The 18,264-nt window shown below is 60.3% G+C and carries 19 protein-coding genes; 5 read left to right on the top strand and 14 right to left on the bottom strand.

Annotation, left to right across the window (positions count from 1 at the left end):
• Positions 1-12 precede the first annotated feature (12 nt).
• From aroG to yjgA, 3 genes are read right to left on the bottom strand one after another with little or no spacing between them, the layout of a single operon-like run.
• On the bottom strand, positions 13-1,104 hold the full coding sequence (aroG, locus tag ACYQ4Z_RS02605; RefSeq protein WP_219972886.1) for a 3-deoxy-7-phosphoheptulonate synthase AroG: 1,092 nt from the start codon (positions 1,102-1,104) through the stop codon (positions 13-15).
• Between the two features lie 2 nt (positions 1,105-1,106).
• On the bottom strand, positions 1,107-1,709 hold the full coding sequence (gene mog / locus ACYQ4Z_RS02600; protein ID WP_219972885.1) for a molybdopterin adenylyltransferase: 603 nt from the start codon (positions 1,707-1,709) through the stop codon (positions 1,107-1,109).
• Positions 1,702-2,259 carry a ribosome biogenesis factor YjgA gene (gene yjgA, locus ACYQ4Z_RS02595; protein ID WP_438438773.1) on the bottom strand — a complete coding sequence of 186 codons (558 nt, stop codon included), beginning with the start codon at positions 2,257-2,259 and terminating at the stop codon, positions 1,702-1,704. The genes mog and yjgA overlap by 8 nt, the downstream gene beginning before the upstream one ends.
• A 36-nt stretch (positions 2,260-2,295) precedes the next feature.
• Here yjgA and ACYQ4Z_RS02590 point away from each other — a divergent pair, with 36 nt between their 5' ends.
• From ACYQ4Z_RS02590 to ACYQ4Z_RS02575, 4 genes are all read left to right on the top strand, one after another.
• Positions 2,296-3,645, top strand: coding sequence for a metallopeptidase TldD-related protein (locus tag ACYQ4Z_RS02590; protein ID WP_219972883.1), 1,350 nt, complete (start codon positions 2,296-2,298; stop codon positions 3,643-3,645).
• A gap of 74 nt (positions 3,646-3,719) precedes the next feature.
• Positions 3,720-4,802 carry a TRAP transporter substrate-binding protein gene (locus ACYQ4Z_RS02585; protein ID WP_459859946.1) on the top strand — a complete coding sequence of 361 codons (1,083 nt, stop codon included), beginning with the start codon at positions 3,720-3,722 and terminating at the stop codon, positions 4,800-4,802.
• Between the two features lie 77 nt (positions 4,803-4,879).
• Complete coding sequence (locus ACYQ4Z_RS02580; RefSeq protein ID WP_119334750.1) at positions 4,880-5,416, top strand: TRAP transporter small permease subunit; 537 nt, start codon at positions 4,880-4,882, stop codon at positions 5,414-5,416.
• Between the two features lie 32 nt (positions 5,417-5,448).
• On the top strand, positions 5,449-7,182 hold the full coding sequence (locus ACYQ4Z_RS02575) for a TRAP transporter large permease (RefSeq protein WP_459859945.1): 1,734 nt from the start codon (positions 5,449-5,451) through the stop codon (positions 7,180-7,182).
• A 38-nt stretch (positions 7,183-7,220) separates the two neighbouring features.
• Here ACYQ4Z_RS02575 and trpE read toward each other — a convergent pair whose 3' ends face one another.
• The 9 genes from trpE to ACYQ4Z_RS02530 form a co-directional block, all read right to left on the bottom strand.
• Positions 7,221-8,747: an anthranilate synthase component I gene (trpE, locus tag ACYQ4Z_RS02570; protein ID WP_459860464.1), complete on the bottom strand. Its 1,527-nt coding sequence runs from the start codon at positions 8,745-8,747 to the stop codon at positions 7,221-7,223.
• 28 nt (positions 8,748-8,775) lie between these two features.
• The gene (locus ACYQ4Z_RS02565) at positions 8,776-9,447 is read right to left on the bottom strand and encodes a phosphoglycolate phosphatase (protein ID WP_459859944.1); all 672 of its coding nucleotides are present in this window, start codon (positions 9,445-9,447) and stop codon (positions 8,776-8,778) included.
• Positions 9,447-10,160 carry a ribulose-phosphate 3-epimerase gene (rpe, locus tag ACYQ4Z_RS02560; RefSeq protein WP_219972881.1) on the bottom strand — a complete coding sequence of 238 codons (714 nt, stop codon included), beginning with the start codon at positions 10,158-10,160 and terminating at the stop codon, positions 9,447-9,449. The genes ACYQ4Z_RS02565 and rpe overlap by 1 nt, the downstream gene beginning before the upstream one ends.
• Before the next feature lie 19 nt (positions 10,161-10,179).
• On the bottom strand, positions 10,180-10,830 hold the full coding sequence (locus ACYQ4Z_RS02555) for an FHA domain-containing protein (RefSeq protein WP_219972879.1): 651 nt from the start codon (positions 10,828-10,830) through the stop codon (positions 10,180-10,182).
• Between the two features lie 14 nt (positions 10,831-10,844).
• Positions 10,845-11,804, bottom strand: coding sequence for an ornithine cyclodeaminase family protein (locus ACYQ4Z_RS02550; RefSeq protein ID WP_219972877.1), 960 nt, complete (start codon positions 11,802-11,804; stop codon positions 10,845-10,847).
• Between the two features lie 118 nt (positions 11,805-11,922).
• Entirely contained in the window at positions 11,923-12,819 is an 897-nt protein-coding gene (sucD, locus tag ACYQ4Z_RS02545) for a succinate--CoA ligase subunit alpha (protein WP_119334744.1), read from the bottom strand.
• A gap of 29 nt (positions 12,820-12,848) precedes the next feature.
• On the bottom strand, positions 12,849-14,021 hold the full coding sequence (sucC, locus tag ACYQ4Z_RS02540; protein ID WP_219972875.1) for an ADP-forming succinate--CoA ligase subunit beta: 1,173 nt from the start codon (positions 14,019-14,021) through the stop codon (positions 12,849-12,851).
• Between the two features lie 107 nt (positions 14,022-14,128).
• Positions 14,129-14,692, bottom strand: a complete 564-nt coding sequence (locus ACYQ4Z_RS02535; protein WP_119334742.1) for a DUF2889 domain-containing protein — start codon at positions 14,690-14,692, stop codon at positions 14,129-14,131.
• Between the two features lie 59 nt (positions 14,693-14,751).
• Positions 14,752-15,516 (bottom strand): Nif3-like dinuclear metal center hexameric protein, encoded by a 765-nt coding sequence (locus ACYQ4Z_RS02530; RefSeq protein WP_219972871.1) that lies wholly within the window; start codon positions 15,514-15,516, stop codon positions 14,752-14,754.
• A gap of 16 nt (positions 15,517-15,532) precedes the next feature.
• On the opposite strand from ACYQ4Z_RS02530, the gene ACYQ4Z_RS02525 reads away from it, so the two are divergent.
• Complete coding sequence (locus tag ACYQ4Z_RS02525; RefSeq protein WP_119334740.1) at positions 15,533-16,666, top strand: S1C family serine protease; 1,134 nt, start codon at positions 15,533-15,535, stop codon at positions 16,664-16,666.
• 7 nt (positions 16,667-16,673) lie between these two features.
• Here ACYQ4Z_RS02525 and ACYQ4Z_RS02520 read toward each other — a convergent pair whose 3' ends face one another.
• Together ACYQ4Z_RS02520 and ACYQ4Z_RS02515 are read right to left on the bottom strand one after the other, a co-directional pair.
• Positions 16,674-17,369, bottom strand: coding sequence for a TetR/AcrR family transcriptional regulator (locus ACYQ4Z_RS02520; RefSeq protein WP_219972870.1), 696 nt, complete (start codon positions 17,367-17,369; stop codon positions 16,674-16,676).
• Positions 17,370-17,438: 69 nt separating this feature from the next.
• Positions 17,439-18,260, bottom strand: a complete 822-nt coding sequence (locus ACYQ4Z_RS02515; RefSeq protein WP_219972869.1) for a lysophospholipid acyltransferase family protein — start codon at positions 18,258-18,260, stop codon at positions 17,439-17,441.
• Positions 18,261-18,264: the final 4 nt, after the last annotated feature.

The raw sequence follows: 18,264 nt of genomic DNA, 5'->3' as shown, positions 1-18,264 counted from the left end.
GGCGGCTACCGGTCAGTCGCCGCGTTGCGCCAGCACCGCCCGTCGCAACTGCACGGCATGCGCCAAACCGTCCAGGATATGGACGGTATCTTCCCAACCGATGCAGGCATCCGTGATGCTTTTGCCGTATTCGAGCGGTTGCCCCGGAATCAGATCCTGGCGCCCCTCTTTGAGGTGGGATTCGATCATCACGCCGATGATGCGCTCCTCCCCTTGCGCCAGTTGATCCATTACCGCTTGCGCCACTTCTGCTTGACGACGGTGATCTTTCCGGCTGTTCCCATGGGAACAATCGACCATGATACGCGCCGGCAAACCGGCGTTCGCCATCTCCTGGCACGCCGCTTGCACGCTTGCCGCGTCGTAGTTGGGCGCTTTGCCGCCGCGTAAAATAATATGACAATCTTCGTTCCCCGCGGTGCTCACGATCGCCGAGTGGCCCGCCTTGGTCACCGAAAGGAAGTGGTGCGGTGCCTGCGCCGCTTTGATCGCGTCGATTGCGATCTTGACGTTGCCGTCGGTACCATTCTTGAAACCCACTGGGCAGGAGAGCCCAGAGGCCAATTCGCGATGGACTTGGCTTTCCGTGGTGCGGGCACCGATTGCCCCCCACGCGATCAAGTCGGCGATGTATTGCGGCGTGATCATGTCGAGGAATTCGGTTCCAGCCGGGAGCCCCATCTCCGTGATCTCGCAGAGGAGTTTGCGCGCGATGCGAATGCCATCATTGATGCGATAGGTACCGTCCAAGTACGGATCGTTGATCAACCCCTTCCAGCCCACAGTGGTTCGGGGTTTTTCGAAATAGACCCGCATGACGATCAACAGCTCGTTCGCAAGACGCTCAGCCTCTTTTTTGAGGCGCGTGGCGTATTCGATCGCCGCGTCCGGATCGTGAATCGAACAGGGTCCCACTACGACGACCAAGCGCTCATCCGCACCGTGGAGAATACGGTGGATCGCCTGTCGGGCTTCGAACGTAGTTTGCGCCGAAGCCGGTGTCGCCGGGAATTCCCGCAGCACATGGATGGGCGGAACCAACTCTTGGATGTCGCGAATCCGAGTGTCGTCGATATGAAACCGAACGGAACTTCTAGGGTTCATGGCTATAAGACCTTCTTGGTTGTGGGACGTTGCGCGCTTTTCGGCCGAAACGCGGGGATCACGTCGGGATCCGTTTCGAGATAGGGGCCGCCGATCAAGTCGATACAGTAGGGAATCGCGGCGAAAATCCCTTTGTGCTGCCAACTGCCGTCTTCGTGACGAAGCCCTTCGAGCGTTTCGACGATCGATTTCGGTTGCCCGGGCAGATTGACGATCAAGGTTTTCCCGCGCACGACCGCCACTTGGCGTGAAAGGATCGCGGTAGGTACGAAATTGAGGCTGATGCGCCGCATCTCTTCGCCAAAACCGGGCAGGACGCGATCGGCCACCGCGAGCGTCGCCTCGGGTGTGACATCGCGCGGCGCTGGCCCCGTTCCCCCAGTGGTCAGAATGAGGCAGCAACCGCACGTGTCGGCTAGCGTTCTGAGCGTCTCCTCGATCACCGGCTGCTCATCGGCGATCAACCGTTTTTCCGCCCGCCAAGGGGTAACGAGCGCGCGGTTGAGCCACGACTCCAACGCAGGAATTCCTTTGTCTTCGTAGGCGCCGCTCGATGCGCGGTCGCTGATCGACACCAACCCAATGACCACCTCGGGTTCACTCATCGTCGGTCTCCTCGTCGTAATCCGTCTCCACTGCGCTCCGTTCCGGGAGCGTCAGTACCAATGTCGCCTCGATCGCGTGCCTAAGCGCTGCCACCAAGCGACGGCGCGGCAAGAGGTCTTGCGGTTCTGCCGAAAGACCTTTCAACGCCGCGCGTCGCATTTGCCGCCAATAGGGCACGTCGAACTCCGGAAAGCGGGACAACAGTTCCCCCACCACCGACTCATCGGCAAGAAATTCGGCGGCAAGGCGTTCCGCTTCCCGTTGACACTGCGCATCGACCGCCCCACCGGGACACAGGGAAGCAACCAGCACCTGCAGCGGTTCCAGTTCGTACGGTTGCAGAAGACGCCCCACATACTGCATCTGGCGCCGGTAGGCCTCGAAGTGACCAGATAGCCGTCTCGCTTCCGCGAGCGCCTGCGCGAGATCGCGCGGGAGCGCCAACCAGCGCAACCGCTCCACCGGCAGCGCCAACAGCGCTTCCCCTACCGCTTGCAGTTGGTGCATGCGCGCTTTGCGCTTGGTTTTCGAGAGTTCTTGCGGTTCCATTATAGAATTATCGCAAATTTTCCCTGAGGATCACGCATGAACCCTGGCTTGCCTTCATTGCCGCACTGGCAACAGCAACTGCAACGCGTTGCGGAACATGCCGCCGAACGGGCACGCCATCTTGGCGCAACAGCACAAACAGGGGTTTCGGAACGAGTGGGACGCTCCATCACGGTACGCCACGGCGAAGTCGAAACCATCGAGCACCACCGCGAACGCGCCCTCTCGGTGACCGTTTACCTCGACGGGCGTACCGGGCACGCCGCCACGAGTGACCTTTCTCCGCGCGCAATCGAAGCAACCGTGCAAGCCGCAGTGGCGATCGCGCGCCACACCGAACCCGATCCTGCCGCCGGGCTTCCCGATCCTTCATGGCTTGCCGACCCCAGTGCCGCGCCTGACCTCGGCTGCTACCACCCTTGGTCGGTGACTCCTGAGACGTTGATCGCGCTTACCCAGCGCCTCGAAGCGGCCGGAACGGCGCAAACGGGGATCGTCAATTCCGAAGGAGCCACCTGCACCACCGAAGTGGAACTGAGTGCGATCGCGAATACCCTCGGTTTTTCAGGGGTCACCGCCGAAACGGTCCATTCCTATTCTTGCGTGTTGTTGGCACAAAGCGACGACGGATCGCTGGTGCGCGACGGTGCCTGGGCGAGCCGCCGCGCCGTCGACCAACTGCCCGACCCCGAAGCGCTTGGCGCTGAAGCCGCTACCCGTGCGCTTCAGCGGCGCAACGCGCGCAGACTCCCCACGGGACGCTATGACGTCGTCTTCAGCCCCGAGGTGGCGCCGTCGCTATTGAGTCACTTCGTCGCCGCAGCAAGTGGCGGTGCGCTCTACCGCCGTGCTACGTTTTTGCTGGAACGGTTCGAAACGCAGCTCTTTCCCGAATGGTTTTCGATCCAAGAGGATCCGTGGCTGCCCCAAGGTTTTGGCTCCTGCCCGTTCGACGCCGAAGGGGTGCGCGTGGCGCCGCGCCTTGTGATCGACCAGGGCCGGTGGGTTGGACGCTTCCTGTCCAGCTACACCGCGCGCAAACTCGGGCTGACCAGCACCGGCAATGCAGGCGGCGCGCACAACCTGTTGCCCACCACCACCCACGATTCGCTCGCAGCGCTCCTCGCTTCGGTCGATCGCGGGCTCTTGATCACCGAACTTCTGGGCCATGGGGTCAATACGGTGACTGGCGAATATTCGCGCGGCGCGGCCGGATTCTGGTTCGAAAACGGCACGATCGCGTTCCCGGTGCATGAGATAACGGTATCAGGCATGCTACCGGAACTTTTTGCCGGCTTGATCGGCGTTGCCGACGACGCACGCCCCGACCGCCGCTTTCGGTTGGGCAGCACCGCGATTGCTGCAGTGCAAATAGCGGGTCAATAATTTTTGCGTTATCATAAACGCCGCCAACTGAACCGTTCAGTTCGCATAACAAACCCGTATCCAAGGAGGTGATTATGGAACGTCGTCGTTTCCTCAAAGGCGCCGGCCTTGCCGGCATTCTGGCTGCCGGCACGGCGCCTGCGATCATCCATGCACAAGAAGTAATCCGTTGGCGGTTGGCGTCGAGCTTCCCGAAAGCGCTCGACACCATCTACGGCGCGGCGGAAGACTTCGCGAACGCCATCAACCAGATGTCCGGCGGTAAATTCGAAGTCCAGGTCTTCGCTGGCGGCGAACTGGTGCCCGCTTTCGGGGTGTTGGACGCCGTTCAGCAAGGCACCATCGAATTGGCCCATACTGCGCCCTACTACTTCTTCGGCAAGAACGAAGCGTTCGCGTTCGACTGCGCGGTACCGTTTGGCCTCAACTCGCGGATGCTCACCGCATGGATGTACGACGGCGGCGGCAACCAGCTGATGAACGAATTCTATGCGAAATACAACATCGTCAGCCTGCCGATGGGGAATACCGGCGCGCAGATGGGGGGTTGGTACCGCAAAGAGATCAAGTCGGTTGACGACATCAAAGGCTTGAAGATGCGCATCGGGGGCTTCGGTGGACGCGTGCTGGCCAAAGTTGGCGGCGTGCCGCAGAACATTCCGGGCGGTGAAATCTACCAAGCGCTCGAAAAGGGAACGATCGACGCCACCGAATGGGTTGGCCCGTACGACGATCTCAAGCTCGGTTTCTACAAAGTGGCGCCTCACTACTACCATCCGGGCTGGTGGGAAGGTGGTGCGCAGCTGACGCTGTACATCAACAAAGAGAAGTTCGCGGCGCTCCCGAAAGAGTACCAAGAGATGATCCGTACCGCGGCGTCGCACGCCCATGTGACCATGCAAGCGAAGTACGACGCGCGCAACCCGCAGGCGTTGAAGCAACTCATCGCAAACGGGGCGCAGGTGCACCGCTTCCCGAAAGACGTCATGGACGCAGCGTTCAAAGCGCGCAACGAAGTCTACGCCGAACTCAACGACACCAACCCCGATTGGAAGAAAATCTACACCGAGTTCGAAAAATTCCTGCGTGACCAGTACGCGTGGTTCCGCCTGGCGGACCTGAGCTACGACCAGTACATGGCTTCCGTCAAACTCTAAAATCGAAAACCCCCGAAACATGCGGGGGTTATTCTCTTCACCCCCGATTGCAACCCTATTGATGAGGCGTCACGACGATGCAACCGCTCCTAAGAATCTGTGCAGTAATCGATACGCTCAACCGCTCACTCGGGCGGCTCTTTTTCTGGTTCACGCTCGCTGCCACCGCAATCAGCGCCGCGAACGCATTGGTGCGCAAACTCTTCGATACCAGCTCCAACGCCTTTTTGGAGATCCAGTGGTACCTCTTCGCTGCAGTCTTCATGCTGGGGCTGGGTTACGGCTTTTTGGAAAACGCCCATGTCCGCATCGACGTCGTCGCCAACCGCCTGAGTGCCCGGACGCGCAATTTGATCGACGCCATCGGCATCGTCGTCTTCGTCTTTCCCCTGTGCTACTTCATGGCGAATTTCGCGTGGCCGATCGTCGTCCAAGCCTATACCACGGGGGAAATGTCGTCGAACGCGGGCGGTTTGATCCGCTGGCCACTCTATGCGCTGGTGCCTGCCGGATACGGCTTGTTGGCCATTCAGGCCTTCTCTGAATTGATCAAGCGCATCGCATTCTTGCTGGGTCACGGCCCCGACCCGCTGAAGCAAGCGAACCCCCACTAATTCACCCATTTTGCGAGGCTGAGGAGCGCTTCATGGCCGAATTCCTTGCTGCCAACTTCCCGCCGCTGATGTTCCTGGGGTTGGTCATCTTTCTGCTGTCCGGCTTTCCCGTTGCATTTTCGCTCGCGTCAGCGGGGTTGCTTTTTGGTTTTTTGGGGATTCATTTCGGTATTTTTCCGGAAACCCTCTTTCACGCGTTGCCGCTGCGGGTTTTCGGGATCATGCAGAACGAGACCCTGTTGGCGATCCCCTTCTTCACCCTGATGGGACTCATCTTGCAGCGGTCCGGAATGGCGGAAGACCTTCTGGAAACGGCAGGCCAAGTCTTCGGCCCGATCCGCGGTGGGCTCGCGATTTCGGTGATCGTCGTCGGGGCGCTGCTTGCCGCAACGACCGGGGTCGTTGCCGCATCGGTGATTTCGATGGGGTTGATCTCGCTCCCCGTGATGTTGCGCTATGGGTACCATCGTGGGCTCATTTCCGGCGTGATCACGGCGTCCGGTACGCTCGCGCAGATCGTTCCGCCGTCGTTGGTGCTGATCGTAATCGCAGACCAATTGGGCCGCAGCGTCGGTGACATGTACAAAGGCGCGCTGATCCCGGCGTTGGGGTTGATTGCGGTCTATTTCCTTTACGTGATCGCGATTGCGCTCATCCGCCCCAAATGGGTCCCTGCACTACCGGAATCAGCGCGCACGTTTCATGAGCCCAACGGGGGTAGTGGCTACCGCTCGCTCCTCTTCACCTTTTTGGGGGTGCTGGCCGCCGCTACCCTCTTCGCCGCGAACTATGACGCGCTTTTGACGCAATGGAAAGGCGAAGCGGTCACCGCGCCAACCGACGAGAAAGTGGTGATGGCCACCACGTTTGGTGCGTTCGTCGCACTGGTGCTCGCGGCGATCGACTCCGCGCTGGGCCGCCGTTTCCTTTCCCAGATGACACATCGCGTCATCTTCGTGATGATCCCGCCGCTCGTGCTCATCTTTCTGGTCCTGGGTACGATCTTCATCGGCGTCGCGACGCCCACCGAAGGGGGCGCGATGGGGGCGATCGGTGCGATCGCGGTGGCTGCACTGCGCAAACGATTCTCGATGGCGATGTTGCGCGAGGCGCTGGAGGGAGCAACGAAACTGTCGATCTTCGTCCTAGCGATCCTTCTGGGTTCGACGGTCTTCAGCTTCGTCTTCATCTCCGCGAACGGGCAAGAGTGGGTGAAAGAACTCTTCGCCAAACTCCCAGGTGAAGAACTCGGCTTCTTGATCTTCGTGAACACCCTCATTTTCATCCTGGGGATGTTCCTCGATTTCTTCGAAATTTCGTTCATCGTGCTCCCGTTACTGGCACCGGTTGCGGAACATTTTGGGATCGATCTCGTCTGGTTTGGGGTTATGATCGCGATCAACATGCAGACGTCGTTCTTGACGCCACCGTTTGGTTTCGCGCTCTTCTATCTGCGCAGCGTCGCACCGGTGAAACATTACGAAGACCCGGTCACGAAGCAACAGATCGCGCCGGTGACGACGTTCGACATCTACAAAGGGGTGATTCCCTTCATCGTACTGCAGATACTGATGGTCGCCGCGGTCATCATCTGGCCAGGGATCATCACCGCGAACCTCGACGTGCAGAAAAAAGTGGATCTCGACACCATTCAGATTCCGTTCGAAGGCGGTGAAGCAGGCGGTTGGGGCGATGCAGGCAGCGGCACGAGTGGTGGCGGTGCCACCACCGGCGGCGATTCCGGTTGGGGGAATAGCGGCTGGTAAACGGACCGGCGGGTAATCCGGCTGACAACTTCAGCGGGTTACTCGTCGAACGCGCCGCTTTTCACCGATTGTGCCGCTTTGAGCATCGCCAGCGCTTTGTTACGCGTCTCTTGCCACTCGGCGTCGGGTTGGGAATAGGCTACGATTCCCGCCCCCGCCTGCACATGGACTTGGCCGTCTTTGATCACCGCAGTGCGAATCGCAATCGCCAAGTCCATCTCTTGGTGGAAACCCAGATAACCGACTGCACCGGCATAAATGCCGCGGCCGTGCGGTTCCAATTCGTCGATGATTTCGAGCGCCCGCACCTTCGGCGCGCCGGAAACGGTTCCTGCAGGAAAGGTAGCGCGGAGCACCGAGAGCATCGACTCGCCTTCTTTCAACACCCCTTCGACGTTCGAAACGATGTGCATCACATGGGAGTAGCGTTCGATTGCAAACGCCTCGGTGACCTTCACGCTGCCGGTCCGCGCCACGCGCCCGACGTCATTACGCCCCAAGTCGAGCAATTGCAGATGTTCACTGCGCTCTTTTTCGTCTGCCAGAAGCTCTTTTTCCAACGCGGCATCTTCTGCCGGGGTTGCCCCCCTTGGGCGCGTCCCCGCAATGGGACGCACGATCACTTTTTTGGCTTCGCCGTCGTCCTCGACACGCGTGAGGATCTCCGGAGAGGCGCCAACCACCTGGAACGACTCGAAGTCGAAATAGAAGAGGTAGGGCGACGGATTGAGCGAGCGGATCGCACGATAGAGCGCCAGTGGCGCACCCGCAAACGGCTGACTCATCCGCTGTGAGAGCACCACCTGCATGATGTCGCCGTCGACGATGTACCGTTGCGCTTTTGCCACCGCAGCTTTGAACGCCTCCTCCGGAAAACCGAACGCGAGCGCTTCGTCTTCGGTCGGTGCTGAGCCTGCTTGCGCGGCAGCAGCACCGGTCCGTTCCAGACTTTCCGGCCAACTGATCGGTTGCCGCAATTTACGTTGCAGTTCGTCGAGCCGCTTGACGGCCCGACGGTAGGCGCCGGGCACCCCCGGGTCGGCATAGACGACCAACGTCAGTTTTCCGGTGAGGTTATCGACGATCGCAAGCTCCTCGGAAACGAGGAGCAGAATGTCGGGGGTCTGAAGCGGATCCGGTTTGGCATGGGGGCTGCGCGCCAGCCGCGGTTCGATAAAGCGGATGGTGTCGAACCCGAAATAGCCGACCAGCCCCCCGATGAAACGCGGTAGCCCTTCGCGCGGCGGAATTTTGATCCGGTTGAGATACTCGGCGATGAAATTGAGCGGATCCCCGTAGTCGCGCCGCTCGACCAAGCGGTTCCCAGTGAGCAACAACACCGAGCGCCCATAGACCTCGATGCGGCTGGGGGACGCCAACCCAATGAACGAATAACGGCCGAATCGCTCGCCCCCCTGAACCGATTCCAGCAGGTAGGTCCAGGGTTCGTTGGCGAGTTTCAGGTAGATGGAAAGCGGTGTGTCGAGATCACAAAACGTGGTACGCGTTACTGGGATCCGGTTGTACCCAGCTTCTGCGAGTGCGTCGAATTCCTGTTCGCTCAAAGTCACCGTACCTACCCTTGCGCTGTTGCTAAGCAAGGAAGTTTAGCACTTCCGGCAGCGACTCGAGGTAGGCGGTACAAGGAACTTCGTGAATGGGCTGTCCTTCACTGTAGCCGTACGTGACCAAGAACACCGGCATTTCGAGCGCGCGCGCCGCCAACGCGTCGTTGCGCGAATCGCCTACCATCACAGCGGCGATAGGGCTACTGGCGCCCAGTTGGGTGAGCGCGTAACGCAGCATCGCGGGATCCGGTTTTTTCACCGGCAGCGTGTCGCCACTTACCACAGCGGCAAAATAGGACAGGATGCCCATCCGCTCCAACAAGGGCAACGTGAATTGGCTCGCTTTGTTGGTCACCACGGCAAGCTTACGCCCCGCGTCACGCAGCGTTTCGAGCGTTTCCAACGCGCCGGGATAGAGGCGGCTATCGTTGCCATTGACCTGGGCATAGTGGCGACGAAAAACCTGCAACGCCGTTTCGAGCCGTGCCGGATCGGCCGCAACCGCAGCGCCCAACGCGCGCCGCACGATTTCGCCGATCCCCTGCCCGACGAAGGTGGCGATCTCTCCCTGGGTCCGGGGCGGCAACCCCAGTTCGACGAGCGTTCGGTTCGCTGCCTCGGTCAAATCGGGCAGGGTATCCACGAGCGTGCCATCGAGGTCGAACAGGACTACTTCGGCCGCGTACCGTTCTGGCATCAGGCACCCTCCCGGTCGATACGCGCAAGCTCGGCGCGAAACTGCGCGATCACGGAGTCGTACCGGTTCGGGTCGTGCGCGTTCGCCGCACCAAAGACGGCCGAACCGGCAACGAAGACGTCAGCGCCCGCCTCGGCCACCGCAGCGATATTGTCGACCTTCACGCCACCATCGACCTCCAACCAGATGTGGCGCCCCGTCTCCGCTTCGTAGCGATCGAGCAGCGCACGCGCTTGGCGCAATTTCGGCAAGGTCGAGGGAATGAATTTCTGACCGCCAAACCCTGGGTTCACGCTCATCAAGAGCACCAGGTCGACTTTGTCGAGCACATGTTCGAGCCAAACCAGCGGTGTTGCGGGGTTGAAAACGAGACCAGCTTGGCAACCGCAGTCGCGGATGAGCGAAAGCGTACGGTCGATGTGCTCCGATGCTTCGGGATGAAACGAAATGATGTCTGCGCCCGCTTTTGCGAATTCGGGTATCAAAGCATCAACCGGTTTGACCATCAAATGGACATCGATCGGTTTCTCGGTGTACGGCCGAATCGCTTGACAGACGAGCGGCCCGACGGTGAGGTTCGGAACGTAGTGGTTGTCCATCACGTCGAAATGGATCCAATCGGCCCCGGCAGCGGAGACCCTCCGCACTTCGTCGCCCAAGCGAGCGAAATCGGCAGATAGGATACTGGGAGCGAGCAAGTAGGAGCGTTGCATCACGTCACATCCTCGAGAACTAATGAGAAACCGAATCGGCGTCCAAGGAGAAGATGCGATCACGCCATTCGAAGTGATCGCCAAGACGCAGCAGTTGCAGCCCAGACGTGACCGCTCCGTTCAGCCGGACCTCCGTCGTTTCCGGAACGAAGAGTAAAACGCGGTAGCCGTCACGAATGAGCATCGGATCGCGATTGGGGTCATTTCCCAACCGCGTCACGCGCCGCGAAAGCAGAAGCGCTTGGCCACCCGGCTGCACCACCAGACGTGGTTGGGCAATCGGTGCTGGCGGGCTCGTAGGCGACTGCTCCGGCGCTTCCCACGGCAAGGTGTTGGGCGGTGAAGAGACGAAACGCAAGCAGAAATGGCCGATCCGGACGGTTTCACCGGGTTTGATGCGCGCCCGCGTCACGCGCTGGTTTTGGTACCAGACGCCGTTTTTGCTCCCCAGATCTTCGACCAAAAGTTCTTGAAAGAAAGGGGTAAGAAGGGCGTGGCGCGCACTCACCGTCGCGTCATCCAAACGAATGTCGTTTCGTTCTTCACGTCCCACCCGATAGAGCGGCAAAACCAGCGGGAATTGCCAGAGAAACGTTTCCCGATAGGAGAGCAGCAACCCGCCGGATGGAGCAGAGCGGAGGAGATCGGCCAAGCGTGATGTCGTACCCACGAATCGAGACGCCCTCAGTACGGGAGTTCCGAACCCAGCCCCAGAGCCGTTGCACGCTCGAGAACGCGCGCGGCGACCGCGATATCCTGAATCGCCATCCCTTGCGATTCGAACAGGGTGATCGCGTCAGGCCCCGGCCGTCCCGGACGGATCCCGGCGAGCACCTCACCCAGCTCCACCCACAGTTCAGGCCGGGTACGCCCCTTTTCGCGTGCGGGTAACAGATCACCCGCCTCTTTGAGCGCCACCGCGCGACTGTCGACGACGATACGATCGGCGGCAACGACCGTTTTTTCCGGAATCTCCTGCCGCGCCAGGCTGTTAGAACCGATCGCGTTGATGTGCATCCCCGGGCGGATCCACGCGGCATCGAAGACGGGTGTAACGGAGGTGGTGGCAGTGACCACGACGTCCGCTCCGGCAAGCGCTTCCGCAGCAGACTCAGGAGCGAAAGGAACCATTGGGACGCTCAGCTCTTTTTCGAGCCGGGCACAAAACTGTTGCGCGTTTTCGAACCGCCGTGAGACGACACGAATGGCTTGCCATGCGCGGACCGCCGCAGCTGCCCGAACCTGCCCTTCGGCTTGCCAACCGGAACCGAAAAGCGTGAGCACTTGGGCGTCCGAACGCGCCAAATGGCGAATCGCGACGCCGCCCGTCGCCCCGGTGCGCATCATCCCCAACCAATCGGCAGCAAGCACGGCAACCGGTTCACCGGTCGAGATCCGATAGAGGTGTACCCAAAAGCGCGTGCCTTCACGTGTGGAGGTATAGACCTTGAACCCCGTGAGATCAAGCGCCGGTACCGCGCCTTGCAGCAGATGGGTGATCGATCCTGGCAGTCGTACCCGTTGCCGGGGCAGATCGACGACTGCCCCTTCCGCGTGCTGCCCCATCACCCATTCGACGGCTTCGATCGCCTCCGGCATCGTCAGACACTGCTGGACTTCCGCTTCGGTGAGAAAACGTGTCATTCCAGATCCTCCGAGTTGCGCCAATCGTATCGTAACGCACCGTGACTGTAAATGAAAAGCCAGTGAACCGAGGTTCACTGGCTTTGAAACGTGCTGTTTCGAACGAGTTGATCGACGCTTAGCCGAGCAACTGTTTCATCAATTTACCCATCTCAGAGGGGTTGCGCGTCACCTTGAAACCACACTCTTCCATAATTGCGAGTTTTGCCTCTGCGGTGTCCGCGCCTGAGGAGATGAGGGCACCAGCGTGTCCCATCCGTTTCCCCGGAGGGGCAGTGACGCCGGCAACGAAGCCCACGACCGGTTTCTTGAAATGCGCTTTGCACCAGAGCGCGGCATCCACTTCGTCCGAACCGCCGATTTCACCGATCAGGATCACGGCGTCGGTGTCGGGGTCGTCGTTGAACATCTTCATCACATCCAGGTGCTTGAGGCCGTTGATCGGGTCGCCGCCGATCCCCACCGCAGTCGACTGCCCCAACCCCAATTCGGTCAATTGCGCCACCGCTTCGTAGGTCAGAGTTCCCGAGCGGGAGACCACGCCAACGCGCCCTTTTTTATGGATGTGGCCAGGCATGATCCCGATCTTGAGTTCGTCCGGCGTGATGATGCCTGGGCAGTTCGGGCCGAGCAATAGGGTCTCTTTGCCGCCTTGCTCGACTTTGCGCTTCATTTTGTTGCGCACCATCAGCATGTCGCGCACCGGAATCCCTTCGGTGATACAGATCACGAGGTCGAGATCGGCTTCGACCGCTTCCCAGATCGCATCGGCTGCCCCAGCCGGCGGGACGTAGATCACCGAAACGGTCGCTCCCGTGGCTTCTTTCGCCTCTTTCACCGTGGCATAGATGGGGATATCGAAAATCTTTTCCCCCGCTTTGCGCGGGTTCACGCCCGCAACGAAGCAGTCGCGTCCAAACGCGTATTCGATACATTTTTGCGTGTGGAATTGACCGGTTTTCCCGGTGATCCCCTGAGTGATGACTTTCGTCTCTTTGTTGATCAGAATCGACATAGCGGTTATCCTCTGCTGCTCGAGTTTCGTCAGGCGGCTGCGCCTTTCGCTGCGGCAACCACTTTTTCCGCGGCTTCGGCCATCGTTTCGGCGGAGATGATCGGCAACCCCGATTCGGCCAAAATTTTCTTACCGATATCTTCGTTGGTGCCTTTCATCCGGACGACCAGCGGAACGTTCAGACTCACCTCGCGCGCGGCGGTGACGATCCCTTCCGCGATGGTGTCACAGCGCATGATCCCTCCGAAGATATTGACCAGGATCGCTTGCACGCGCGGGTTTTTCAGCATGATTTTGAACGCAGCGGTCACCTTTTCCGTGGTTGCGCCACCGCCAACGTCGAGGAAGTTGGCCGGTTCGCCCCCGAACAGTTTGATGGTATCCATCGTCGCCATCGCGAGCCCCGCCCCATTGACCAGGCAACCGATATTGCCGTCGAGCGAGATGTACGAAAGGTCATACTTCGACGCTTCGACTTCGTCGGGATCTTCTTCGTCGAGGTCGCGGTAGGCGACGATTTCGGGATGACGAAAGAGCGCGTTGTCGTCGAAATTGAATTTGGCGTCGAGCGCTTTGATGCCACCGTCCCCTTCGAGGATGAGCGGGTTGATCTCTGCCAGGGACGCATCGGTCGCCATGTAGCAGTGGTAGAGCTTTTTGAAGGTATCGACCGCAGCGGGGATCGACCCTTCGGGAATGCCGATCCCTTTGGCCAGGGTCAGCGCTTGCTCGTCAGAGATCCCATCGAGCGGGTTGATGAACACTTTGATGATTTTCTCGGGTGTCTTGGCCGCCACCTCTTCGATGTCCATCCCGCCTTCGCTGGAAGCAAGCATCGCAACCAGCTGCGTCTTGCGGTCGGTGAGCACCGAAACATAGTATTCGTGGCGGATATCCGCCCCTTCTTCGATCAGGAGCCGCCGCACGATCTGCCCTTCTGGCCCCGTTTGGTGGGTAACCAGACGCATCCCGAGAATCTGTCCGGCAAGGGTTTCGACGGCTTCGAGCGAGCGGGCCAGTTTCACCCCGCCCCCTTTTCCGCGCCCACCGGCATGAATCTGCGCTTTGACCACCCAAACCGGGCCACCCAACCGCTTGGCGACCTCGACTGCCTCTGCTACCGAAAATGCCGGTTCGCCCCGCGGCGTCCGGATTCCAAATTGGCGCAGGATCTCTTTGGCTTGATATTCGTGAATCTTCATGGTTGCCCTTTTGACACTGTTCCAAACGCATCGCTACGGGGACGTCCTGACGGCACGCCCTCCGCTCCCTGGTCTCTGACAGCACGCACGCGCGGCCGCCGCGATAATTATACCGCTTTGTTCCGGAACCATTTCGGGTAATACTGTGCGACCACCGGTGAGGAGTCGGTGTCGAGCGCGTGGCACTGATCGAGATGAAACGGCTTTTCGTCGCTCTCCTCGTTGTCGCGGCGAAAGGTCGCAAAGGTTTGCACCGCCGCGGTGGGCAGGGCATAGAGCAGCTCTGTGATATGCGTGCACCCGCGAACCCCACGAAAACGGTCATTGACCGCCAAACGAAACCCTTTGAGCAGATTCAGGCCGACAAGTTGCTTATACGCATAGGTAATGGTTTCGCACACCCCGAAAAAGGGCACCCAGCGGCTTTCCGCGTGCGCTTCGCGAATCGTGAACGTGTTGTCGTACGCGATGCGCACCGTCATCTCATGTACTGGAGTTCCTGCTGGACGCATACCCGACGAGATGGGATAGTCGACGTCTTTGACGTCGGTGAGCGTCGCTTCGAGCTCCCACAGACCGTCGCTGCGCTCGAAGCCGTCGATGGTAATCGTGCGGCGGTGAATGCGCCGCCGGGTTACGGATTGCTTGGGCAGATTCGTCTGTTCGCTCATAGGACATACGGTACCGTATGGTTGCGATGCCGCCATTATAGGCAAGTTGGTGACGGCGTTCAAACCGGACTGGGGTCGTCGAAGAAAGTGACCGTGATGCCGTAACGTTGCGCAAGACGCGCCCCGAGCGCCTGAACACCGAAGCGCTCGGTTGCATGGTGGCCTGCGGCAAGAAAAGCAACGCCACTTTCACGCGCCAGATGGACATACGGTTCGGAGATTTCCCCGGTGACGAACGCATCTACCCCTTTGGCCACTGCGTCGAGAAAAAAACTTTGCGCGGCACCGCTGCACCACGCCAAACGGCGCACCGGTCGATCCGGGTCGCCCACCACGAGCGGGGTGTGGCCAAGGGTTGCCTGCAGCCGATTCGTAAGTACCGCAACGGTGGGCGGACAGTCACGATCCGTTTCGTTGCCCCACTCTCCCAGACAGCCGAGGGACTGATCCCCAAAACGCTCGAGCGTCACCCACCCCATCGCCTGCGCCCAGACCGCGTTGTTCCCGACTTCGGGATGGGCGTCGAGCGGCAAATGGTAGGCAACGAGCGAAATCTCTGCGGTAAGAAGCGGGCGCAAGCGGCGGCGTTTCAAACCCACGACACACGGATCGTCCCCTTTCCAAAAGAGTCCGTGATGCACGAGCAGCAGATCCACCTCGGCCGCGACTGCCGCTTCGATCGTGGTGCGGTTTGCCGTCACCGCGGTCATGATGCGGCGCACTTCGCTTCGCCCTTCCACCTGCAGGCCATTTGGGCAATAATCGCGAAAAAGGTGCGGCGCGAGCCACTCGTCGAGCGTCGCCTTGAGTTCCCACAAATGCATTCCGGATTCCTTTCAGATGAACGGTCGTCGCTTGTTGGACATTATCGCGTACACCGTGCTTGCTGTCGCGATCGTGGGGTTCGTCCTCGCCCACCTCAAACCTGAGTGGTGGTTGGCACGCGAATCGGTGGTGGTCGTCGAACGTACCGCGCCGTCAGCCACCGCAACGCCGCAAACCGAAAAAGATTTCCGGGCCGCGGCGCGCGCCGGGATGGCAGCGGTCGTTGCGGTCTTGCCCGATCAAACCCAGTCCGCCACCGCAAAACCCCTCCCTCCCAACCACCCGCAGATCCCGTTGCCCCAACCGCTCCCCAGTGAGATCGGTTCGGGTGTGGTGATCAGTGCGGACGGTTTGATCGTCACCAACGCCCACGTCGTGGGGAAAGCAGAACGCGTGCGCGTCCGTTTCGCTGACGGAACGGCTGCTTCGGCTCGAGTGATCGGGAAAGACCCGGAAACCGACCTTGCCGTATTGCGGTTGCGTGCGCTTTCCGCGATCCCGCTCCATCCCCTCCCATTCGCTCCCGACGACAGTTATGCGGTGGGCGACATCGTGCTGGCGATCGGCCACCCGTTCGGCGTCGGCCAAAGCGTAACGATGGGGATCATCTCGGCGCTGGATCGGACCGAATTGGGGATTTCGACGTTCGAACATTTCATCCAAACCGATGCGGCGATCAACCCCGGCAATTCGGGCGGTGCCTTGGTCGATACCGCGGGGCGACTCGTTGGGATCAATACGGCGATCTTTTCGCAATCCGGCGGCAACATCGGCATTGGATTCGCAATCCCCGGCCGCGTGGTGCGCCCGGTTGTTGCGGCGCTCGTGCGCGACGGCCGCGTGCGCCGCGGTTGGCTGGGGGTTCAATTGGAACCGTTATCCGAAGGGATCGATGCGACTGACCAAGAAGCTGCGCGAGGTGGGGTTTTGATCACTGAGGTCCTACCCGATTCGCCCGCACAACGAGCGGGGATCACGAAAGGGGACATCCTACGCGCCGTGGGCAACCGGCCGGTCCATGCGATTGCCGAAGCGCTGGACGCCGTAGCGACGCTTCCGCCCGGAGAACAGGTGACGCTCACGTTGGAACGCAACGGCAAGCCGCTTACGGTGGCCGTCACGATCGCAGAGCGGCCACCCCTTGAATGACTGAATTTCAATCGGAAAATTGCGGCAGCGGCGCGCGCAGCCCACCGATCAGGAAGCTGATCAACCGTTCGCGTAGGTGATCGAGGTTGCGGTCGTCAAAATGTTCGCCAGCAAAGAGTTGCAGCGCATCGACACCCGCGATCGCGTACGATACCGCCCCCAGCATGAAGTGAAAGCGCCAGAGGATCTCTTCGTGCGGCACATCCGGAACGCTTGCGTAGAGCGCTTGGAGATACCGCTCAAGTACGTCAACGTCACCATATTCGGCAGCAAGCACGCGGCGCACGAACGACGACGGGTCGGTGAGCGTGCGCCCCAATAGGCGAAGGAACGCTTCGCCGCCCGGCTCACGCGCCAAATCGAAAAGGGAACCGAAAAAGGCTTCGAGGATGCGGCTGGGGCGAACGCTCTTGCCAAGCTTTTCCGCCTCTAGCTGCAGCTGGTCGAGGCGCTGCCGACGCAACTCGTTGAGCCAAACCAGACGACGGCGAAAAATCTCCTCGATCAATTTCTCTTTGCTGCCGAAATGGTAATTGACCGCAGCCAAATTGACGCCCGCCGCAGCGGTGATCATCCGCATCGACGCCCCGTCGAAACCGTGTTCGGCAAAAAGGGTTTCCGCGACGTTGAGAATGCGTTCACGCGTATCGACCTCTCCCGATACCGCATGAGCACGCTGCGATCCACGGGTGTTTTTGGCCATCGGCATGGTCCGTTTCAAACAAACGTTCCAATCATCGCACAATTCGTGCGCTTTGCCAAGCGAGCACGATCAGGAGGAGTAGTGCCAAGGGAATCGGCGGTGCATCTCGCTTTCGATCCACGATTCGGTCTCAGCGATGACCGTATCGGGGTCTTTCCCGGCCGTTTCGATGGTTGGCCCGATCACGAAAAGCACGTCACCTGGGTAGCGCACGAACGCGTTGCGTGCCCACATCTCACCAGCATTGTGCGCGATCGGAACCACGGGCACCCCCGCTTCGACCGCGAGTTTCGCCCCCCCCGCTTTGTAGCGTCGCGTCGCCCCCACCGCCACCCGCGTGCCTTCGGGAAAGAGTGTCACGTAGAACCCCTGACGTAGCCGTTCTTTACCAATCGAAACGACCTGCTTGATGGCGTCGCGCCCGGCGCTGCGGTCGATTGGGATCATCGGGCAACTGCCGATTCCCCAACCAAAAAATGGGATGCGCAACAACTCTTTTTTGAAGACGAAGACCATCGGCGCGAGCTTTGCGGGCAGGACGATCGTTTCGAGCGCCGACTGGTGTTTGGTCAGGATCACCGCGGGCTGCTGCGGGAAGTGCGCAAGCCCTTCGTAATGCCAGCGAATGCCCAGTATCCACCGAATGCCCCAGCTGATGACCACCGCCCAACGGGAAATCAGGTAGTAGCGCCATTGTGGCGAAAGCGGCCGAACCAGCAGCGCAAAAAGCGAATAGGGCGCGGTCACCGCAGCAAGATAGAGGAGAAAAAAAGCGGAGCGCACTGCTGCCCACCATTTGGGGCAGGAGCGCCGCCCCGGGCGAAAATCGGGCGGCGGCGGCGCAGGCTGAGCACGATAGTGAAAGCGGCGTGGTACGGAGGAGAACCGCATGACT

The organism is Hydrogenophilus hirschii, assembly GCF_054656675.1.
The sequence above is the reverse complement of the archived record's forward strand: the minus strand, read 5'-3'. Positions and strand labels throughout refer to the sequence as shown.